Source organism: Gordonia insulae (assembly GCF_003855095.1).
GTDB classification, from domain to species: Bacteria; Actinomycetota; Actinomycetes; order Mycobacteriales; family Mycobacteriaceae; genus Gordonia; species Gordonia insulae.
This window is the reverse complement of sequence record NZ_CP033972.1, coordinates 5,804,954-5,823,043: the sequence shown is the minus strand read 5'-3', so window position 1 is coordinate 5,823,043 and position 18,090 is coordinate 5,804,954. Positions and strand designations below refer to the sequence as shown.

At 68.7% G+C, this 18,090-nt stretch carries 16 protein-coding genes; 9 read left to right on the top strand and 7 right to left on the bottom strand.

The window, feature by feature from the left end; all coding sequences use genetic code 11:
• Positions 1-3: 3 nt before the first annotated feature.
• Both D7316_RS26325 and D7316_RS26320 read right to left on the bottom strand, forming a co-directional pair.
• Positions 4-357 carry an Asp23/Gls24 family envelope stress response protein gene (locus tag D7316_RS26325; protein ID WP_197718305.1) on the bottom strand — a complete coding sequence of 118 codons (354 nt, stop codon included), beginning with the start codon at positions 355-357 and terminating at the stop codon, positions 4-6.
• Complete coding sequence (locus D7316_RS26320; protein WP_124710880.1) at positions 357-860, bottom strand: Asp23/Gls24 family envelope stress response protein; 504 nt, start codon at positions 858-860, stop codon at positions 357-359. The genes D7316_RS26325 and D7316_RS26320 overlap by 1 nt, the downstream gene beginning before the upstream one ends.
• A 196-nt stretch (positions 861-1,056) precedes the next feature.
• Between D7316_RS26320 and D7316_RS26315 the strand changes: the two genes are divergently transcribed.
• Together D7316_RS26315 and D7316_RS26310 are read left to right on the top strand one after the other, a co-directional pair.
• Positions 1,057-1,671, top strand: coding sequence for an RNA polymerase sigma factor (locus D7316_RS26315; protein WP_124711596.1), 615 nt, complete (start codon positions 1,057-1,059; stop codon positions 1,669-1,671).
• Complete coding sequence (locus D7316_RS26310) at positions 1,668-2,135, top strand: hypothetical protein (protein ID WP_124710879.1); 468 nt, start codon at positions 1,668-1,670, stop codon at positions 2,133-2,135. Before D7316_RS26315 ends, D7316_RS26310 begins: the two co-directional genes overlap by 4 nt.
• Here D7316_RS26310 and D7316_RS26305 read toward each other — a convergent pair.
• Positions 2,132-3,343 (bottom strand): acyl-CoA dehydrogenase family protein, encoded by a 1,212-nt coding sequence (locus tag D7316_RS26305; protein WP_124710878.1) that lies wholly within the window; start codon positions 3,341-3,343, stop codon positions 2,132-2,134. The genes D7316_RS26310 and D7316_RS26305 overlap by 4 nt on opposite strands.
• Positions 3,344-3,493: 150 nt before the next feature.
• The gene (locus D7316_RS26300; protein ID WP_124710877.1) at positions 3,494-4,012 is read right to left on the bottom strand and encodes a hypothetical protein; all 519 of its coding nucleotides are present in this window, start codon (positions 4,010-4,012) and stop codon (positions 3,494-3,496) included.
• A 205-nt stretch (positions 4,013-4,217) separates the two neighbouring features.
• On the opposite strand from D7316_RS26300, the gene D7316_RS26295 reads away from it, so the two are divergent.
• The 5 genes from D7316_RS26295 to D7316_RS26275 all read left to right on the top strand — a co-directional run bounded on the left by D7316_RS26295 (position 4,218) and on the right by D7316_RS26275 (position 10,846).
• On the top strand, positions 4,218-6,605 hold the full coding sequence (locus D7316_RS26295) for an acetyl-CoA acetyltransferase (protein ID WP_124710876.1): 2,388 nt from the start codon (positions 4,218-4,220) through the stop codon (positions 6,603-6,605).
• Between the two features lie 126 nt (positions 6,606-6,731).
• Positions 6,732-7,976, top strand: a complete 1,245-nt coding sequence (locus D7316_RS26290; RefSeq protein ID WP_124710875.1) for an AI-2E family transporter — start codon at positions 6,732-6,734, stop codon at positions 7,974-7,976.
• Positions 7,977-8,024: 48 nt separating this feature from the next.
• On the top strand, positions 8,025-8,321 hold the full coding sequence (locus tag D7316_RS26285) for a YiaA/YiaB family inner membrane protein (protein ID WP_124710874.1): 297 nt from the start codon (positions 8,025-8,027) through the stop codon (positions 8,319-8,321).
• Between the two features lie 120 nt (positions 8,322-8,441).
• Entirely contained in the window at positions 8,442-9,677 is a 1,236-nt protein-coding gene (locus D7316_RS26280) for an acyl-CoA dehydrogenase family protein (protein WP_124710873.1), read from the top strand.
• 23 nt (positions 9,678-9,700) lie between these two features.
• Positions 9,701-10,846 (top strand): acyl-CoA dehydrogenase family protein, encoded by a 1,146-nt coding sequence (locus D7316_RS26275; protein ID WP_124710872.1) that lies wholly within the window; start codon positions 9,701-9,703, stop codon positions 10,844-10,846.
• Between the two features lie 75 nt (positions 10,847-10,921).
• Here the strand turns inward: D7316_RS26275 and D7316_RS26270 are convergent, their stop codons facing one another.
• Positions 10,922-11,629 (bottom strand): hypothetical protein, encoded by a 708-nt coding sequence (locus tag D7316_RS26270; RefSeq protein WP_124710871.1) that lies wholly within the window; start codon positions 11,627-11,629, stop codon positions 10,922-10,924.
• A gap of 128 nt (positions 11,630-11,757) precedes the next feature.
• Here D7316_RS26270 and D7316_RS26265 point away from each other — a divergent pair, with 128 nt between their 5' ends.
• On the top strand, positions 11,758-14,976 hold the full coding sequence (locus D7316_RS26265; protein ID WP_124710870.1) for a BTAD domain-containing putative transcriptional regulator: 3,219 nt from the start codon (positions 11,758-11,760) through the stop codon (positions 14,974-14,976).
• Here D7316_RS26265 and D7316_RS26260 read toward each other — a convergent pair.
• Together D7316_RS26260 and D7316_RS26255 are read right to left on the bottom strand one after the other, a co-directional pair.
• Complete coding sequence (locus D7316_RS26260) at positions 14,971-15,780, bottom strand: enoyl-CoA hydratase (protein WP_124710869.1); 810 nt, start codon at positions 15,778-15,780, stop codon at positions 14,971-14,973. The genes D7316_RS26265 and D7316_RS26260 overlap by 6 nt on opposite strands.
• A 129-nt stretch (positions 15,781-15,909) precedes the next feature.
• Positions 15,910-16,530, bottom strand: a complete 621-nt coding sequence (locus tag D7316_RS26255) for a TetR/AcrR family transcriptional regulator (RefSeq protein ID WP_232017093.1) — start codon at positions 16,528-16,530, stop codon at positions 15,910-15,912.
• A 104-nt stretch (positions 16,531-16,634) separates the two neighbouring features.
• Between D7316_RS26255 and D7316_RS26250 the strand changes: the two genes are divergently transcribed.
• Positions 16,635-18,014, top strand: a complete 1,380-nt coding sequence (locus D7316_RS26250) for a cytochrome P450 (protein ID WP_124710868.1) — start codon at positions 16,635-16,637, stop codon at positions 18,012-18,014.
• Positions 18,015-18,090 lie beyond the last annotated feature (76 nt).

The following is an 18,090-nucleotide window of genomic DNA, read 5'->3' as shown; positions in this document are numbered from 1 at the left end:
ACGTCATCCTCGATTCTCGGGGGTACCGGGCTCGGTGAGCACCGGGTCGGCGGGTAGGGGTGCGGCGAGGTCACCGTCGGCGCTGATGTCCTCGACGGTGACGACCGCCGGGGTCCCGGTGAGTCGCTCGGTGACCTCGCGGGTCTCGGCGGCCACCGCGCGCAGATCGTGACCGAGGTCGACCACGATGTGGATGTGCGCCGAGTCGTCGGACAGCACCACCCCGCTGACCCGGCCGCCCGGCAGATAGGTGGCGATCTCGCCGAAGACACCGCCGTACAGGCCGGTGACGCCGGGGATCGCGGTCACCGCGTCGGCGACCTCGCCCGCCGATGCTGAGGTGCTCGGTTCGGTCATCACTGCACGCGCGGTGCCTCGTCGGCGGTGTCGTCGTCATCCCCGAAGTGGATGTCGTGCACCGTGACGTTGACCTCGGTGACCTCGAGACCCGTCATCTGCTCGATGGCGGCGATGACGTTGCGGCGGATCGCGGCGGCCAGTTGGTGGATCGCGACCCCGTAGTCGGCCACGATGGACACGTCGACGGCGGCCTGCCGTTCGCCGACCTCGACCCCGATGCCCTGGGTGGTGCTCGTGGTGGTGCCCGGCAGGACGTCGCGAACCTTGCCGACGACGCGTTCGGTCGCGCCCCCGACGTCGTGCACACCGTCTATCTCCCGGGTGGCGATGCCGGCGATCTTCGCGACCACCGTGTCCGATATCGAGGTCCGGCCGCGGTCACCGACCAGTGCGGAATCGTTCTTGGCCAGGGCCAGGCCGGTACCGGGCGTCGGCGCGGACACGCCGACGGCGCCCGAATCGGCGGTGGCCATCTGCGGACGATTGGTCGTATCCGACATGCGAACTCCTTCGTTCTCCTGAACGGGTCCTTGCAACCCCTGTATAGAGTCAGTCGCAGTGGACACGGAAAGTGCACGCAGCAATTCAGGTGATGCCGATCACATCGACGCTTCGACGGCGGGCGGCGGGAACGGCGCGGGTGCTGCTGCCCGGGGCCGGCCGGGGCCGGGAACCCCGACGTTGTCGCTGACATCGATGTCGGACGACGAACTGGCCGCAGCGGCCGCGGTCGGCGACCGCGAGGCGTTCGGGGTGCTCGTGGCCCGGGTCTCCCCCGGTCTGCTGCGGTACCTGCGCCGGATGATCAGCGACCCGCTCGCCGCCGAGGATCTCGCCCAGGACACGCTCCTACACGCATGGAAAGGGCTGCCCGACTTCGGGTTCCGAAGCTCGTTCCGGACCTGGATGTTCTCCATCGCGCACCGCAAGACAGTCGATCATCACCGCAGGCATCGCGAGATCCCGACCGATGAGGAACGATTCGCCGACCTCGCCGACCCCCAGCCGCTGCCCGCCGATCAAGCCGAGCACGCCTCGTTGGTCGACGCGCTGCGTGCCGAGCTGCGTAATCTGCCGACCACGTCGCGGGCCACCTGGTGGCTGCGCGAGACCGAAGGGCTCTCCACCGAGGAGATCTCACGGGTGTTGCAGATCAGCACGGGATCGGTCCGTGGGCATCTGCAGCGGAGCAGGAAGTACCTGTCGGTGCGTCTGGCCCCGTGGAGGCCGGGTGCGCCCCCGACGACCGCCCGCGACAGACCGGACCGCGACACACCGACCCACCAGGACCCGAGAGGAGCGCGACCGTGAACGACATCTACATCGACGACGAGCACTCCGACGAGACGGACGCGTGGCTGGTGGAGGCGGGTCGTCGGCTCGACGAGCCGGCCGGTGACGTCGCGCGCCTGATCGACGCCATCTCGGCCAACCTGGGCCGCGTCCGCCGTCCCGCCCGGACCCTGGTCACCGACAGCCCGGGCGTCTTGGTGAGCGACCGGATCATCAAGCAGCTCTTGTCCATTCGCGTACGCGCACTGTTGGGCAGGCTGGTCGTGTTCGTGGCGATCGACGGCAACGGTGACACCGTCACCGCCGTCCGGATCGGCCTGATCGCGGAGTACCGCGACGACCTGATGGCCGACTCCGAGGAGGTCCGCGACGTCGTCGACGATGTGCTGGTGTCGGCCCTGGGTCCGCGGACGACGACCACCGCACGGCGCAACATCACCGTGCGGTGGCAGGACGTCTACACGCGGGAGTGGTTGGTCTAGGTGGACGGTTTCTGCCCGGCGCTCCACGCATACGGCAGGTCCGCACCGTTCAGCACATGGTCGCCGATGGCCTGCAACTTGTAGATCAACGGGTTGTGCACGGAGATGACCCGGGCATTGCGCCAGTGGCGGTCGAGCCGCAGCGACTCCGCGGTGATCGACGCACCGCCGGTCTCGAAGAGTTGGGTCGTGGCGTCGAGCACGGTGGTGATGACCGCCTGCTGCGCCCGGGCGACGTCGAACTCGACCCGGTCGAGCAGGACGTCGTCCTGACCGCCCGCGTCCAGCAGTTCGTCGAGTTCGGCGGCGATGTCGAGCACCAGCGTCCTGGCCGTGTAGGCCGCCGACGACAACCGGCCGATCACCTGCTGCACCAACGGATCGTGCCGGGGCAGATCCGCGGGCGAGTGGGTGTAGGTCCGGGTGCGGTCACGGACCCACGCGGTCGTGTCGTCCAAGGCGCGCCGGGCGATGCCGGCCAGCACCGACAGCTGTACCAGCTGTAGGTAGGCGGTGGCGTACGTGCGTCCCGCGCCGCCGTAACCCGGCCCGAGAATCCGGTCCCCTGACACCGTCACGCCGTTGAAATCCGTTGTGCCACTGGCGGTCAGCCGCTGACCGAAGCCATCCCAGTCGTCGTGCTGGGTGACGCCCGGTGCATCCGCGTCGACCAGCACCGAGACGCGCTCACCGTCCTGATCGGCCGCGACGAGGATGTGATCCGAGTAGAGGCTGCCCGTGCTGTAGTACTTCGTCCCGTCGAGCACCCAGCCGTCACCGTCGGGGGTGAGGCGGGTCTGGTAGCGGTCGATCGCTCCCGCGCCCGGTTCGGTGATCGCGTTCCCGACGAGAGTGCCGGCCGCGACCGCACGCAGCCACGTGTCACGTGCCTCCCCGTCGTCGGCGAGCAACTGGTCCTCCACGAACGACCAGTGCACCCGCAACGCCTGCGGCAGATTCGATTCGGCCGCCGCCAGGTCGATCAGGAGCCGGAAGAGCTGGCGCACCGACGCGCCGTAACCGCCGAGCGCCACCGGCACCCGCAGCGCGCCGAACCTCGCCTCCTTCAGCCACGCCACCTCGTCGTAGGCGAGTGCGCGGTCCACTTCGCGCGCGACGGCGCCCTCGGCGATTCGTGCGAATATCGGCGCGAACACCTCATCGAGTTCGGCGTCGGTGTAAGAGCTCCGGTCGGTCGTGACGGTCACGGCGGGAACCTTTCTGTCGTGCAGGACCAGCCTCGGTGCAGGTCGGCGAAGACAGTGTCGTCGCCCGCCCTCGGCGGCAGAACCCTTGCAACCCCGGTGACCGAAACCCCCCGCCGACTCAGTTCACCGCCGGCTCAATTCACCGCCGACTCAGTTCACCGTCGGCCCGGCGTCGCGGACCTCATCGACCTTGCTCATCGCGTCCCGCAGCTCGCCCAGCCATGAATCCGTGTGCCGGCCGACGAGTTTCACACACCACGACAGGGCATCCGCCCGACTGCGCGCGACGCCGGCGGCGACGAGGGTGTCGAGCACCTGCCGTTGCGGCTGACGCAGCCGGGTCATCACCGGGACCGCGAGATGGGTGAACAGTTGGGACGACTCACCGCACCGCACACCCCACGCCACCTTGCGTTCGAATCGATGTTCGGCCTCGCGGGCCACCTCGATCCGCTGGTCGCGCGTCGTCTCGCGGAAGCGCGCGATCCGGCCGGCCTCGGCCTCTCGGACCGCTGCGTCATCCGCGTCCGCGTCGACCTCCGGCGGGGCGATGGTGCCGATGATCGTGATCTCCTCGCGGTCGACCTGGACGTCAGGCGCGCCGACGAACAGGTCGTCGGGCAGGCGACCGGTGAGCCATCCGGCGACAGAGGTATCGGTGTCGGTCATTTCGATTCCTTTCCACGGCGCCGCAACGCCTGATTACTTGTAATCAACGTTACTCGGTAATCTTCCGCATGTCATCGGGTGGAACATGTTCGGGGGTCCGTGCGATGCACGGCGGCACCGGGTGCATTAATGGGATCCAGCACGATGCCATCGGCCAGTGGTCAGATGGTGCGTCCTCCGAACGTCGTCCCCGGAAGGTCATCCGATGCCGCGATCCGCCCAGCTGTCCGAACTCGACCCGAACACGCCGGTCATCGTCGGTGTCGGCCAGTCCTCCGAGCGGCTGTCCGATGCCGACTACGCGGGCCTCTGCGAGGCCGATCTGGCGGCGCGAGCAGTGCACGCCGCCCTGGCCGACAGTGGCGTCGCGGCCCCGACGGTCGCCGCCGAGATCGACACGGTGGTCGGCGTGCGGACGTTCGAGGAATCGAGCCCGCTCTCGACGTCACCGCTCGGCCGTCCCGACAACATGCCGCGAGCGATCGGCAAGCGCGTCGGCATGGACCCCCGGCGCGCCGTTCTCGGGGTCACCGGGGGCCATAGTCCGCAGAGCCTCCTGACCGAGTTCGCCGCCGGAATCCGCGCCGGCGACTCGACGGCGACCGTCCTGTTCGGCGCCGAGGTGATGTCGACCGTGCGCCACGTCGTCTCGTCGGTCGACGAGGCCGACCGCCCGGATCACACCGAGCAGATCGGCGGTCAGCTCGAGGATCGTGGGTTCGCCATCGCCGGCCTGACGTCGCACCAGGAAGCACGTCACGGACTCATCGCGCCGCTCCCCCAGTACGCGATCCTGGAGAACGCCCGGCGCCATCGGATCGGCCTCTCGCGCAAGGACCATGCGCGGTCGATGGGCGAGCTCTTCGCCCCGATGTCGCGGGTCGCGGCGCAGAATCCGCATGCCGCCGCGCCGACCGCGCGAACCGTCGACGAACTCGTCACCGTCGACGCCGACAACCGTGTGGTGGCCGACCCGTACACCCGCCTCATCGTCGCTCGCGATCAGGTCAATCAGGCGGCGGCAGTGGTACTCATGTCGGTGCGACTGGCCCGCGAGCTCGGCATCGACCCGGCGCGCTGGGTGTTCCTGCACGGTCACGCCGACACCCGCGAGCAGACCCTGATGCGCCGGCCCGACCTCTCGACCGGACCGGCGGCCGCCGCCGCCGTCTCCCATGCCCTCGACGTCGCCGAGATCGGGCTCGACGACGTGGCGTATCTGGACATCTACAGCTGTTTCCCGGTAGCGGTGTCGAACGTCATCGATCCACTCGGGCTGAGGCCCGACGACCCGCGCGGACTCACACTGACCGGCGGACTCCCGTTCTTCGGCGGACCGGGCAACAACTACTCCATGCACGCGATCGCCGAGGCCGTGGACCGGGCACGGACGTCCCCGGAGTCCTATGCGCTCGTCGTCGCCAACGGCGGGATCATCAGCAAGACGTCGGTGGGCGTCTACAGCGCGCGTCCCGTCGACTGGCATCCCGGCGACTCGGCCGGCGTTCAGGAGACCCTCGACGCCGCACCGACCGTGCGACCGCGCGATCACGCCGACGGACCCGCAACCCTCGAGACCTACACGGTGGTTCCCGGAAAGGACGGGAGCCGCAAGGGCATCGTGCTCGGCCGCCTCGCCGACGGCAGCCGGTTCGTGGCGAACGTCGAGCACGACGACGACGAGATGTTCGACCTGCTCGCGAGCGAGGACCCCATCGGCACGGCCATCTACGTCCGTTCCTCGGCACGCGGCAACCGCGCCCATGTGAGTCGCGCATCCATGCTGCGCCGGCACCCGCCGGCGATTCCCGCGTTCCGGGACCACTACGACCATGTCGCCATGCGCCGGGACGGCCACCTGCTGGAGGTGACGATCAACCGACCGGACGCACGAAACGCGCTGCACCCGGCGGCAAACGAGGAGCTCGACGCCATCTTCGACGCGTACTTCGCGGACCCGGAGCTGTGGGTCGCGATCCTCACCGGCGCAGGCGACCAGGCGTTCTCGGCCGGCAACGATCTCGCCCAGACGGGCGGCGCCGGTCTCGAGGTGCCCAAGAACGGATTCGCCGGGCTCACCTCACGACGCCACCTGCCCAAGCCCGTCATCGCGGCGGTCAACGGGTACGCGTTGGGCGGTGGCTGCGAGATAGCGCTGGCCTGTCACATCGTCGTCGCCGACGAAGGTGCGAGTTTCGGACTGCCGGAGGCCAGGGTGGGACTGGCCGCCGTCGCGGGCGGTCTCGTCCGTCTACCCGCAGCGGTCGGCGGCGCGGTGGCCCGGGACATGATCCTGACCGGCCGACGCCTCGACGCTGCCGAGGCGCTCTCCGCCGGTCTGGTGAGCAGGATCGCGCCGTCCGGAGAGGTGATGACGCTGGCCCGCACCGTGGCGCAGGAGATCCTCGCGTGTTCGCCGACCTCGGTACGAGAGTCGCTGCGCGCGATGGACGCCGCGGACGCCATCCCGGACGAGATCGACGCCATCGAGGAGACCTTCGGTGCACTCGACAGCCTGTTGGTCAGTCAGGACACCATCGAGGGCATCACCGCCTTCATGACCAAACGCCCACCCCGGTGGACGGGTCGGTGACCACCCGCCTCGGATGACGCCGCGCCGCGCGGGCCGGGGGTACGATCACCCCGACCCGCGACCTCCCCGACCGGACGCACACGGTCGAGCCGCACAGCGCAACGGCGTGAACGAGAGGCCTGATGAATGACAGTTGAGCAATCGGCGACGGACGACGAGAAGGCCGACTGGTCGATCCCCCGCGGGACGATCGTGCTGCTCACCATCGCCGGTCTGATCGTCACGGTCGGTGGGATGAAAGCGGTCGCCGGACTCGTCGGACCGATCTTTCTCGCCCTGATGCTGACCGTCGCCGTGCAACCGATTCCGGCGTGGCTGCGGCGCAAGGGCCTGCCGACCTGGGTCGCGTTCCTCGCGACGCTGCTCGCCGTGTACGGAATCCTGTTGGCGCTCTTCGGCTCCCTGGTCTTCTCCGTCGCCCGGCTGGCGACGATCCTGCCGGAGTACTCGGACAAGTTCCAGCAACTGCTCGACAATTTCCAGAAACTGCTGACCGATCACGGGGTCAGCCAGGACAAGGTGCATCAGACCATCTCGCACATGGACCCGGGCAAGGCGCTCGGCTATGTGACCACCCTGCTCGAGAGCACCCTGTCGATCGCGTCGTCGCTGGTCCTGGTGCTCGCGCTGCTGCTGTTCATGTCGGCCGACGCGATCTCGTTCGACAAACGGATCAACTTCCTGCGCAACCAGCGAGCCGACATCGCAGGCGCATTCAGCAGCTTCGCCCGCGGTACCCGCAGCTACCTCCTGGTCTCGACCGTCTTCGGTCTGATCGTCGCGGTCTTCGACACCGGCTTCCTCTGGCTGATCGGCGTGCCCCTGCCGGTCCTCTGGGGTCTGCTCTCGTTCATCACGAACTACATCCCCAACATCGGGTTCGTCATCGGGCTCATCCCGCCCGCCCTGCTCGCCCTGCTCGACGGCGGCGTCGGCCAGATGTTGCTCGTGATCGCGGTGTACAGCGTCATCAACGTGATCATCCAGTCCGTCATCCAGCCGAAATTCGTCGGCGATGCGGTCGGGCTCTCGACCACCCTGACCTTCCTGTCACTGGTGTTCTGGGCGTGGGTGATCGGACCGCTGGGCGCGATCCTCGCCGTCCCGCTGACCCTGATGTCCAAGGCCCTGCTGATCGACATCGATCCCGCGACCCGCTGGGCGGACGTACTGCTCGCCTCGTCGGCACCCAAGGAGGCGGTCACACCGCCGGACTCAGCGGATGCGGTGGAGCCACCGCCGGATTCGACACCCCCGGATTCGCCACCGCCGGCCCCGGTCGGCACCCCCACTCCACCGGCGGACGCGGCCGATGAACCCGATCGGTCGGCCACACCCGACGATTCCGGCGGGTCTACTCAGCCGAACTGAGTAGTCACACGCATCCGGGCGGCCGTCGCTCCTGGGAATCTGATCCGCATGAGCAACTCGAATGAGATCCCCCAGACCCCCACCACCGCCGCCTACTACCTGCAGTCGGCGATCGCCTTCGCAGTCAGTCTCGCGACGGCCGTCGTCGGCATCCTCTATCTCCCCCTGGACCCCTGGCAGCGCGGCTTCCTCGCCATCACGGCACTGTTCCTCACCTCGAGCACCTTCACCCTGGCCAAGGTGGTGCGGGATAGGCAGGAACAGACGACGGTCCGCGCACGCCTCGACGAGGCCCGGATGGACAAGATCATGGCCGAGCACGACCCGTTCAATCGGGTCGCCTGACGGAACCGGGCATCCGACTTTTCCCCGCGACGTGACCTGAAGTACATTCCAAGCGGTTACATATATCTGATACGCCGCGCCCGCGCCGTATCGCCGCGTGGAGACAGAGGTGACAACTCGATGGACATGACCTGGTCGGATACCGACATCGCGTTCCGCGACGAGGTGCGTGAGTTCCTCGACGCCAACCTCACCCCCGACCTGCGTGCGGCCGGCCGACTGCGGACCAGCGTGTACGCCGACCACGAGGCGTCCATGAAGTGGCAGGCCATCCTGCACGCCCGCGGCTGGGCGGCACCGGCATGGCCGGTCGAGTACGGCGGATGCGACTGGACGCAGACCCAGCACTACATCTTCAGCCGCGAATCCGTCCTTGCGGGTGCACCCGCGCTGTCCCCCATGGGGATTCGGATGGTCTCGCACGCGATCATGGCCTTCGGCACACCCGAACAGAAGGATCACTTCCTGCCGGGCATCCTGGACGGCAGTGTCTTCTTCTGCCAGGGCTACTCCGAGCCCGAGTCGGGCTCCGACCTGGCGTCGCTGTCCATGGCGGCGGTCAGCGACGGGGACGACCTCGTCGTCACCGGCAGCAAGATCTGGACCACCCATGCCGCGGAGGCCAACTGGATCTTCTGTCTGGTCCGCACCTCCCGGCAGGAGCGCAAACAGCAGGGCATCACCTTCCTGCTCATCGACATGAACTCACCGGGCATCGAGGTCCAGCCGCTGGTCATGGCCTCCGGTGAGCAGATCCAGGCACAGGTCTTCTTCGACGGCGTGCGGGTCCCGAAAGCCAACGTGCTCGGCGCCATCGACGACGGTTGGACCGTGGCGAAGTACCTGTTGATCTTCGAGCGGGGTGGCGGCGCCGTCGCGCCCGCTCTCCAGGTGAACTGCGAGAACATCGCCGACCGTGCGGCAACGGTCACCGGCCCGTCGGGTGGGCCACTCATCGATGAGCCGGCCTTCGCGGCGAAGCTCGCCGACGCCCGGGTACGGGCCAAGATCCTCGAGGTCCTGGAGTACCGGGCGCTGGCGGCGATGAGTTCGGGCGGCGACGCGGGCTCCGTGGCGTCGATGCTCAAGATCCTGGGAACCGAACTCAGCCAACGGATCACCGAGATCGATCTCGAGGCCGCGGGGCCACACGGCCGGGTCTATCAACCCCACGCCGCCGTGCCCGGCGGACCGATCGCCCAGTACCGACCACCCGCCGACGGGTATGTGAGCGGCGAAGACTGGCAGGCGGTTTCGCCGTTGCACTATCTCAACGACCGGGCCGGATCGATCTATGCCGGCAGCAACGAGATCCAGCGCAACATCCTCGCCAAAGCCGCACTCGGGCTCGGCTAGAGAATCGACGGGAGCACATCATCATGGACTTCACCCTCACGCCTGAACAGCAACTGCTCCGGGACGGCCTGACCAAATTCCTCGGCGCCCGATACGATCTGGCCGCGAGTCGCGAAGCGGCGAAGATGGGCGACGGTTGGCAACCCGAGATCTGGCGAGCATTCGCCGATGAACTCGGCGTCATCGGCGCCTGTCTGCCCGAATCGGTCGGCGGCGACGACGGCGGACCCGAGGAACTGATGGTCGTCACAGAGGCGCTGGGATACGCACTGGTCGTCGAACCGTTCATCGACACCGTCGTACTCGGTGCGCGCCTGCTCGCGCGCACCGGTCACGACCGCGCCGTCGCCATCGCACAGGAGATCGCGGCAGGCAGCGCCCTGTCGGCACTGGCGACGGTCGAGGACGGATCGGGTGGACGACTCGATCATGTCGCGACCCGCGCCGAACGCTCGGGTGACGCCTGGGTTCTGCACGGGGCGAAGGCTGTCGTCACGTCCGCTCCGATCGCCGATCACCTGATCGTCAGCGCCCGCACGTCCGGGCAGGATCGCGACCGCGACGGCATCTCGCTGTTCCTGATCGACCTCGGCGAGCACACTCCGGACGGCCTGACGGTGCACGAGTTGCGCACCATCGACGACCGCCGAGCGGCCGACCTCGTCTTCACCGACCTGAAGGTCGACGCCGATGCCCTGATCGGGCCCGAGGGTGGTGCGTTGCCGCTCCTCGAGCAGGCCTGGGACGAGGCGACCGCAGCGGTGGTCTCCGAGGCGGTGGGCGCGATGCGCAAGGTCTTCTCCGACACCGTCGAGTACGCCAAGCAGCGTCAGCAGTTCGGTCAGCCCATCGGCAGCTTCCAGGCGCTGCAGCATCGGATGGTCGACATGCACATCGAACTCGAACAGGCGGTCGCAGCACAGTATTACGCGATCCTGACCCTCGATGCGGACCCGGCGGAACGGGCGGCAGCGGTGTCCGCGGCCAAGGCCACGATCAGCCGTGCGGCCCGCTTCATCGGTCAGAACGCGGTGCAACTCCACGGCGGCATGGGGATGACGGAGGAATTGGCCATCGGCCATTACTTCCGCCGGCTCACGGCGGTCGAATACGAATTCGGCTCGGCAGACGCCCATCTCGCCAGGTTCGCGGCGTCGACCCGAACCTGATCGCGACGCGAACCCCTGGGCCGCTGCCATCACGCGGGGGATGGCAGCGGCCTTTTCGGTGTCGGTTGGGTCTGTTCACCGTTCGTGGAGACGATTCCGCAGCATGAGAATGCCGATGGCGATCACCGCGATTCCGCGCGGTGCCTCGTAGATGAAGCCGGAGAATCCTTCCACCGCCGGCAGCGGCACCATGAAACCCACCATCCCGACGAGCGTGAGCACGCCGATCCACAGCGGGACAGCCCGATTGCGGATCAGGCTGGCGCCGAGCAGTCCCATGCCGGCGAGCATGACCAGGCCGCCGACGGTGTTGAGCATCGCGAACGCCGTGGTGCCCACCATGGTGTCGTCGCCGGCGATGATCCATGCGGTCGCCGGATCGTGGGCGAACGGGTAGGCGACGAACAGTTCGACGGTGAGGTGTCCGGTCGCGGTGACGAGATTCCCGACGAAATAGGCGACGACGCCGACGAATCCGGCGACGCCGATGCGGGGTGCCAGCCACGCGTACATACCGGGCAGTCCGAGGAGCAGCAGCGTCGTCCCGACGGCAAGCAGGATCTGGGCCCACGGGGCGCCCGCGCCGTGCAGCGCGGCCACCGAGTGCGCCTTGCCCGCGACGATCGGATGCAAGGTGCCACCGGCGATACAGGTGACGCCGCCGGCCACCAGGGCCGCGCCGGTCAGTCTGCGCAGCGCCGGCCAGCTCGGCGACCGAAAGGGCCCGGGTGTGTCGTCGGATTCGATGTGTGCGGTGGTGCTGATGTGCGTTGTGTGTGTCATGTCGTCGAGCTTCACCGTGCTGCCTGGTGTTAGCCTTGTGCGACGCTGGTGCGTGCACCAGCGCCACAATCGGACCAGGTCAAGCCGATTTCTCGACGACACGGGCGGGCCTGACGACCACCGGACGGATGGACGTGGCAGCTACCGATCCGTTGATCCCGATCAGGGTTCTCGGCCCCCTGTCGGTGACCGCTGCCGATGGGTCGCCGATCGCCACGACCGCACGCAAGCACGCCGAGTTGCTGGCCATTCTCACCGTCGAGCGCAGCGCCTGCTCACCCGAACGTGTCGCCGACCTGTTGTGGCGGGGCGCACCACCACGTTCGGCGACCAGCACCCTGCACGGTTACGTCTCGCGCCTCCGCAAGTTGCTGGGCCCGACCGGATCGGTGCGGATCGACACGATGCCCGCCGGTTACGTGTTGCGCTGCGACGGCGCGGCGACCGACCTCGACCTTCTCGACCGCCTCGGCCAGGAGGGTCTGCAGGCCGCCCGGACCGATCCCGCCGCGGCGGCGGTCCTGCTCGGTCGCGCCCTCGACCTGTGGCGCGGGGACCCGCTGCCCGAGATCGCCGACATCGCCGACTACGCACCGGAACTCGCACGGCTGGACGAGATGCGTTCGGAACTCACCGAATCCGCGGCGGCGGCACTGCGCACGGTCGGCGACACGCACCGTGCGGTGACGTTGCTGACATCGCTGTGTCACCGTCACCCGTACCGCGAGGGGTCCGCGCGTGCGCTGGCGCGGGCGCTGTCCGACGACGGCCGCACCGCCGACGCCCTGGAGACGATCCGCCGGGTGCGGCGCAGGCTCGGTGACGATCTGGGCCTCGACCCGAGCGCCGAGACGTGCGCCCTCGAGGCGGAGCTCCTCGAATCACCACCACCGGCAGTCACCGCGCGGGTCCGCGCGGACCGCCCCCGACTCATCGGCCGCGCGGCCGAGACCGCCCTGCTCGACGGCGTGTGGCGGATCGGCGCGACCCGACCCACCGGGGTCCTGCTCGTCGGACCGTCCGGAATCGGCAAGACCGCACTGGCCGAGGACCTCGTCGCCCGGCACGGTGCCGTCGCCCGCCGATTCGTCGGCCGGCCGGCCGCCGGCGGCACGGTCTTCGCAGCGATCGAGGAGATGTTCGGCACCACAGGCGAATCGACATCGATGATCGCCGAGGTGTCGGCTCACCTCTGGTCCGACATTCACGCGCACGGTCGCGCCGTCCTGCTGCTCGACGATCTGCAGTGGCTCGATCTCGACTCCGCCCGACTGCTGGCGCGCGTGGTGTCCGGCATGCCGCGCGCGCCGCTGACCGTGATCGCGACGTGTCGGCTGCCGGACGACGACTCAGTGCACATCGTGCGATCCGCTCTCGACCGCCACGGAACCGTCTCCGAGGTCACCGTGCGTGCACTCTCCCCCGACGACATCCGGCAATTGATCGGTGACCGGTTCGGCGACCTCGACATCTCGCCCGACGTCGACGACGCCGAGCTGGCCGACCAGAGCCTCGGCAATCCGGCTCTCGCCCAACAGTTGTGCGATGCCGTCGCGGTCGGATCCAGACCCGACCCGGCCCGGCCGGCCCGTGACCTCGTGACCACCCGTGTCGACGAGCTCACCGCACCGGCCCGCGAACTCGTGACCGTCCTGGCGGTCATGGGTGGCCGCCTGCCCGCCGACCTGTGGGCCGAACTCGGTGCGGCCGGAAACCGATCCGTCGGCGTCACCCTGGTCCGGAGCGGACTGACGACGATTTCCGACGAGGGCGCACTGTGCGTCAGCCATGATTCGGTCCGTGAGGCGATCCTCACGACAACGACTCGTGCACAACGCATCGCCGCACATACCCGGATCGCATCGGCCCTCACGTCGGTGTCGCCCGATGATCGGTCGGCGATCGCGGTCCACCTGGCCGAGTCCGCCGTCGACGACGACACCGCGGTCCGCGCGGCGGCTGCGTGCCTGACGGCCGCGCGAACCGCGTTGCAGGCGGACGCGGATCACCGTGCCCTCGACCTCGCCCGCCGCGGTCTCGGCCTCCCGCTCGACGACGACGTGCTGACCGTCGAGCTCCATCGGATCGCCGGAAGCGCCGCCACCCATATCGGTGACTTCGCTGCGGCCACCGCCTCCTTCGATGCGGCCGCGGAGATCAGCCGGTCACGCGGGGACTGGCCCGCGCTCGCCGACACCGCCCTGCTCTCGACCGCCCGCGGCGTGGGTGGTTACTGGTCAGGATTCGGGGTCGTGTTCTCGGCGAACGCATCCCTGGTGCGGGAGGCGCTGACCCACGCCGACCGGATCCACCCCGACGTCGCTGCGCGGCTGCACGCAGCCGAGGCGGCCCGGTTGACCGTGCTGGGGATGCCCGGCGCCGACGATCATCTCGGTGCCGCGCGGGTGTCCTCCGACGGCGGATCGGCCGTCGACTACGAGATCGCTCTGGCCGAATTCCTGCTCCGCTGGGAGCCCGATCAACTCGAGGATCGGCGCAAGATCGCCCGCAGCCTCGACGAGATGTCGGCGGGCGATGTCGACCGCCGGGCCACCGCCCTGCACCTGCAACGGGTGTGCGCCCTCGAGGCCGGCGACCTCCGACTGGCCCGACGAACCTCTGCCGAGTTCGCCCGGCTGGTCGGCAAAAGGGACGGCACCGACCTGAACACCATGCAGCTCTGGTGGCAGGTCATGCTCGCCGTGCTGCGGGGCGACTACGACGCCGCCCGGTCCCTGACCGAGCGATTCGCCGGCAGCGTCGGCGGTCTCTCCGAGCGTGCCCGAGTCCTCACCGATGCGTCGATGGCGACGAGCCGATCCATCGAGGCGTGGCATCACGGGCGACTCGCGGCGATGCTGCCCACCTTCGACACCCTCGTCGACGAGATCGATGACGACTTCGCCCTGGTCATCGCACTCGGTGCGGCCGAGTCGGGCGATCTGGACCGCGCCCTGCAGATCGCCACGGAACTGACCTTCGACGCCGACCGGTGGACAGGATCCCGCGTCGTCGCGCGAGTCCCGTTGCTGATCGAGGCGCTCTATCCGATCAGTCGCAGCGCCGCCCACGCATCCGCAGCGCGCGACCTCTGTGCACGGCTGGACCGATTCGTGGCCGACTGGTCGTCCGGGATGATCGTGCAGTGGCCCGGCCTGGTGTGCCTCGGTCCGGCGATCTATTACCGCGGTACCGCACGGGCGATCCTCGGCGCGGATGGCGCCGACGATCTGCGTGCCGCCGCCTCGCTGGCCCGCGACACCGGCGCCCGGCCATATCAGGCGCGTGCCGAGCGACGCCTGGCCGATCTCACCGCCGACGCGGCCCGGGTGGCACCACCGTCATGAGTCGGTCCAGACCGGCGCCCGTTTCGCGAGGAACGCCGACATACCCTCCTGGGCATCGCAGGTCATCGCATTGACCGCCATCGTCTCCTGCATCAGCTCGTATGCCTCGTCCTCGCGCCGGTCGAGCTGATCGTAGAAAGCACGTTTGCCGATCGACAACGTCGACGCACTCGACGAGGCAATCCGCAGTGCGACGTCACGGACCGTGGCGGCCAGTTCATCGTCGGCGACGACCTCGCCCACGAGGCCCCAGTCGGCGGCGGTGGTCGCGTCGATCGGATCGCCGGTGAGCAGCATTCGCATGGCGCGCTTACGCCCGATCGCCCTCGTCAGGGCCACCATCGGGGTGGAGCAGAACAGTCCGATCCGCACACCCGGGGTGGCGAACCGCGCGGATACACCGGCGACCGCGAGGTCGCAGGTGGCGACGAGCTGGCACCCGGCCGCGAACGCGAGTCCGGCGACCTCCGCGATCACCGGCTGCCGGACCGCGTGGACGGCCGTCATCAGCTCGGTGCAGGTCGCGAAGACCGCGCGCTCGTCCTCGAGAGTCCGATCGACCAGTTCGGTGAGGTCGTGGCCCGCGGAGAACGCCGGACCGAGCGCCCGGACGATGACGACCCGAACCTCGGGGTCGGCGTCGAATCGTCTCAGCGCCGCGGTGACGGCCCGCATCGTCCTCGTCGACAACGGGTTCCGGCGTTGCGGCGCGGACAGGGTGATGATCCCCAGCGGGGCGTCGACCGCGATCTCGACCTCGCTGGTCACGGCGGTGGTATCCGATCCGTCCGGACTCTGTGACATGGTGCTCTCCTGCCCGGGGCCGATGCGACGACCCCTGTGCGTTCTAGCACGCGGGGCCAGCAATGGGGGCCACACCGGCCCGATGCCATCGGCGCGAATGTAGTAGTACGACAACTTTCGGGTATCGCTTCACGCCTCGATGTTGGCGCCGACCAGCGCGACGCAGGCCGCCACCGCCGGCTCGACGATCGTGTAGAGCGAGCGCTTCTCCTCCACCGCCGACGCCGCCAGCTCACGGATTCCGCCCCAGATGATGACCGCGGTCTCGTGGGTCATCGGCCTGATCCCCGCTGCGCGCATCTGCGGCGAATCGGTCAGGGGCACCAACACCTCGATCAGCGACTCCATCGCCTCGACCTGCACGGTGCGCGCCGACTCTCCGAGTGCCGGCAGTTCCCGGATCCAACTCCACGCGATCTCCGGGTGCTTTTCGGTCACCGCCACGTAGGCCTGGACGGCCTGGCGGATCTGCGTGTACCACTCGGCGTCACGATCGACACCCTCCGCGATCGCCGCCACCATCGCGTCGTTGGCGGTTCGCAGGAGTTCGACGAAGCACGCCTGCTTGTCGCGGAACTCCTGATAGAACGAGCGACGCGACGTCCTCGCCACCCGGACGACGTCCGCCACCGTCGTCTCGCGATAGCCCCGGTTCATCAGGCACGTGGCCATCGCATCGAGCAGGCGCTGACGCACGCCCGCGCCGGACGTGGTCGGCGTCGCGACATCGGGTAGGACGGCATCGGACACCACCCAACGATACGACGCCCCTTGCCGAATCGCGGTACGTAAGCGTACCGTCGCCCTGGTACGTCGATGTACCAACACCTCCGCCTCGGGAAGGAGGTGCGGACATGCGCTCCGCACAGCCGATCACCTCGTCCATCGACCACGAATCCGGCCCGGAGGCACGCCCTGCGGTGCTGCCGCCCGGCCCGCATCTGCCGAGCGCGATACAGGGATTCGGCTTCATGACCCGCAGGCGACAGACCGTCGCGGCCCTGGCGCGCCGTCACGGCAGTGCGTTCACCATTCGGATACCGGTGTTCGGCCGCGTCGTCGTGATCGCCGACCCCACGATGGCCAAGCAGTTGTTCACGACGCCGACCGACCAGGTGAACAACGTGCGTCCAAGCCTTGGCCGCATTCTCGGCGACGGCTCGATGTTCGCGCTCGAGGGCACCGATCACCGCAGACGTCGCAAGCTGCTCACACCGCCGCTGCACGGCAAGCGCATCAAACAGTACGAGGCCGTCGTGGCCGAGGAGTTCGAAGCCGAGGCCCGGACCTGGCCGACCGGAACCCCGTTCGCGACCCTCGAGCCGATGATGCGCGTGACACTCAACGTCATCCTGCGGACGGTCTTCGGCGCAGACGGACGTGAATTGAACACCCTGCGCGACATCATCCCGCCCATGGTGACCGCAGGCTCCCGGCTGGCGGCTCTTCCGGACATCCCCTTCTCGCTCGGCCGGCTGGACCCTCGCCGTGCGTTCAGGGCACACCGGCGAACCTACGAATCGACCATCGACACCCTGATCACCAAGGCGCGCAACGATCCCCGACTCGACGAGCGCGACGACATCCTCGCGCTCATGCTGCAGAGCAGATACGACGACGGCTCGGCCATGACCGATGCGGAGGTCGCCGACGAACTACTCGCCCTCCTCGCCGCCGGACACGAGACCACCGCCACGACGCTCGCCTGGGCCGTCGAACGGCTGCAACGCAACCCGGACGTGCTCGACGCGCTGACCACCGAGGTCGACGCCGGCGGAAACGAGTTGCGCCTCGCCACCATCATGGAGACCCAGCGGAGCCGGCCCGTCATCGACTTCGCCGGACGCCACGTGGTCGCCGACTCGATCGAGCTGGGGCCCTACCGGATTCCGCGGGGGTACAACATCCTCGTGGCGATCTCGCAACTGCACGACGACAGCCGTCAGTTCCGCGACCCTGAGCGATTCGACCCTGGCCGGTTTCTCGGGACCACACCCGGCCCGGCGTGGCTCCCCTTCGGCGGCGGTACCCGCCGGTGCATCGGTGCCGCCTTCGCTCACATGGAGATGGATGTGGTACTACGAATCCTGCTGCGCGACTTCACTATCGAACCCACCTCGGCGAAGCCGGAAGCGTGGCATTCGCGTGGTGTCGCGTACGCGCCGCGACGCGGCGGGATGGTCACCGTGCATCGGCGAACGCCCACGACAACGGCGACGGACCCCACCGGGTGACCCGTGGGCGGATGCCTCGGAATCCCAAAATGACGACAACTGACCACCTCGCGGCCCACGCCCCGAGAACACCACT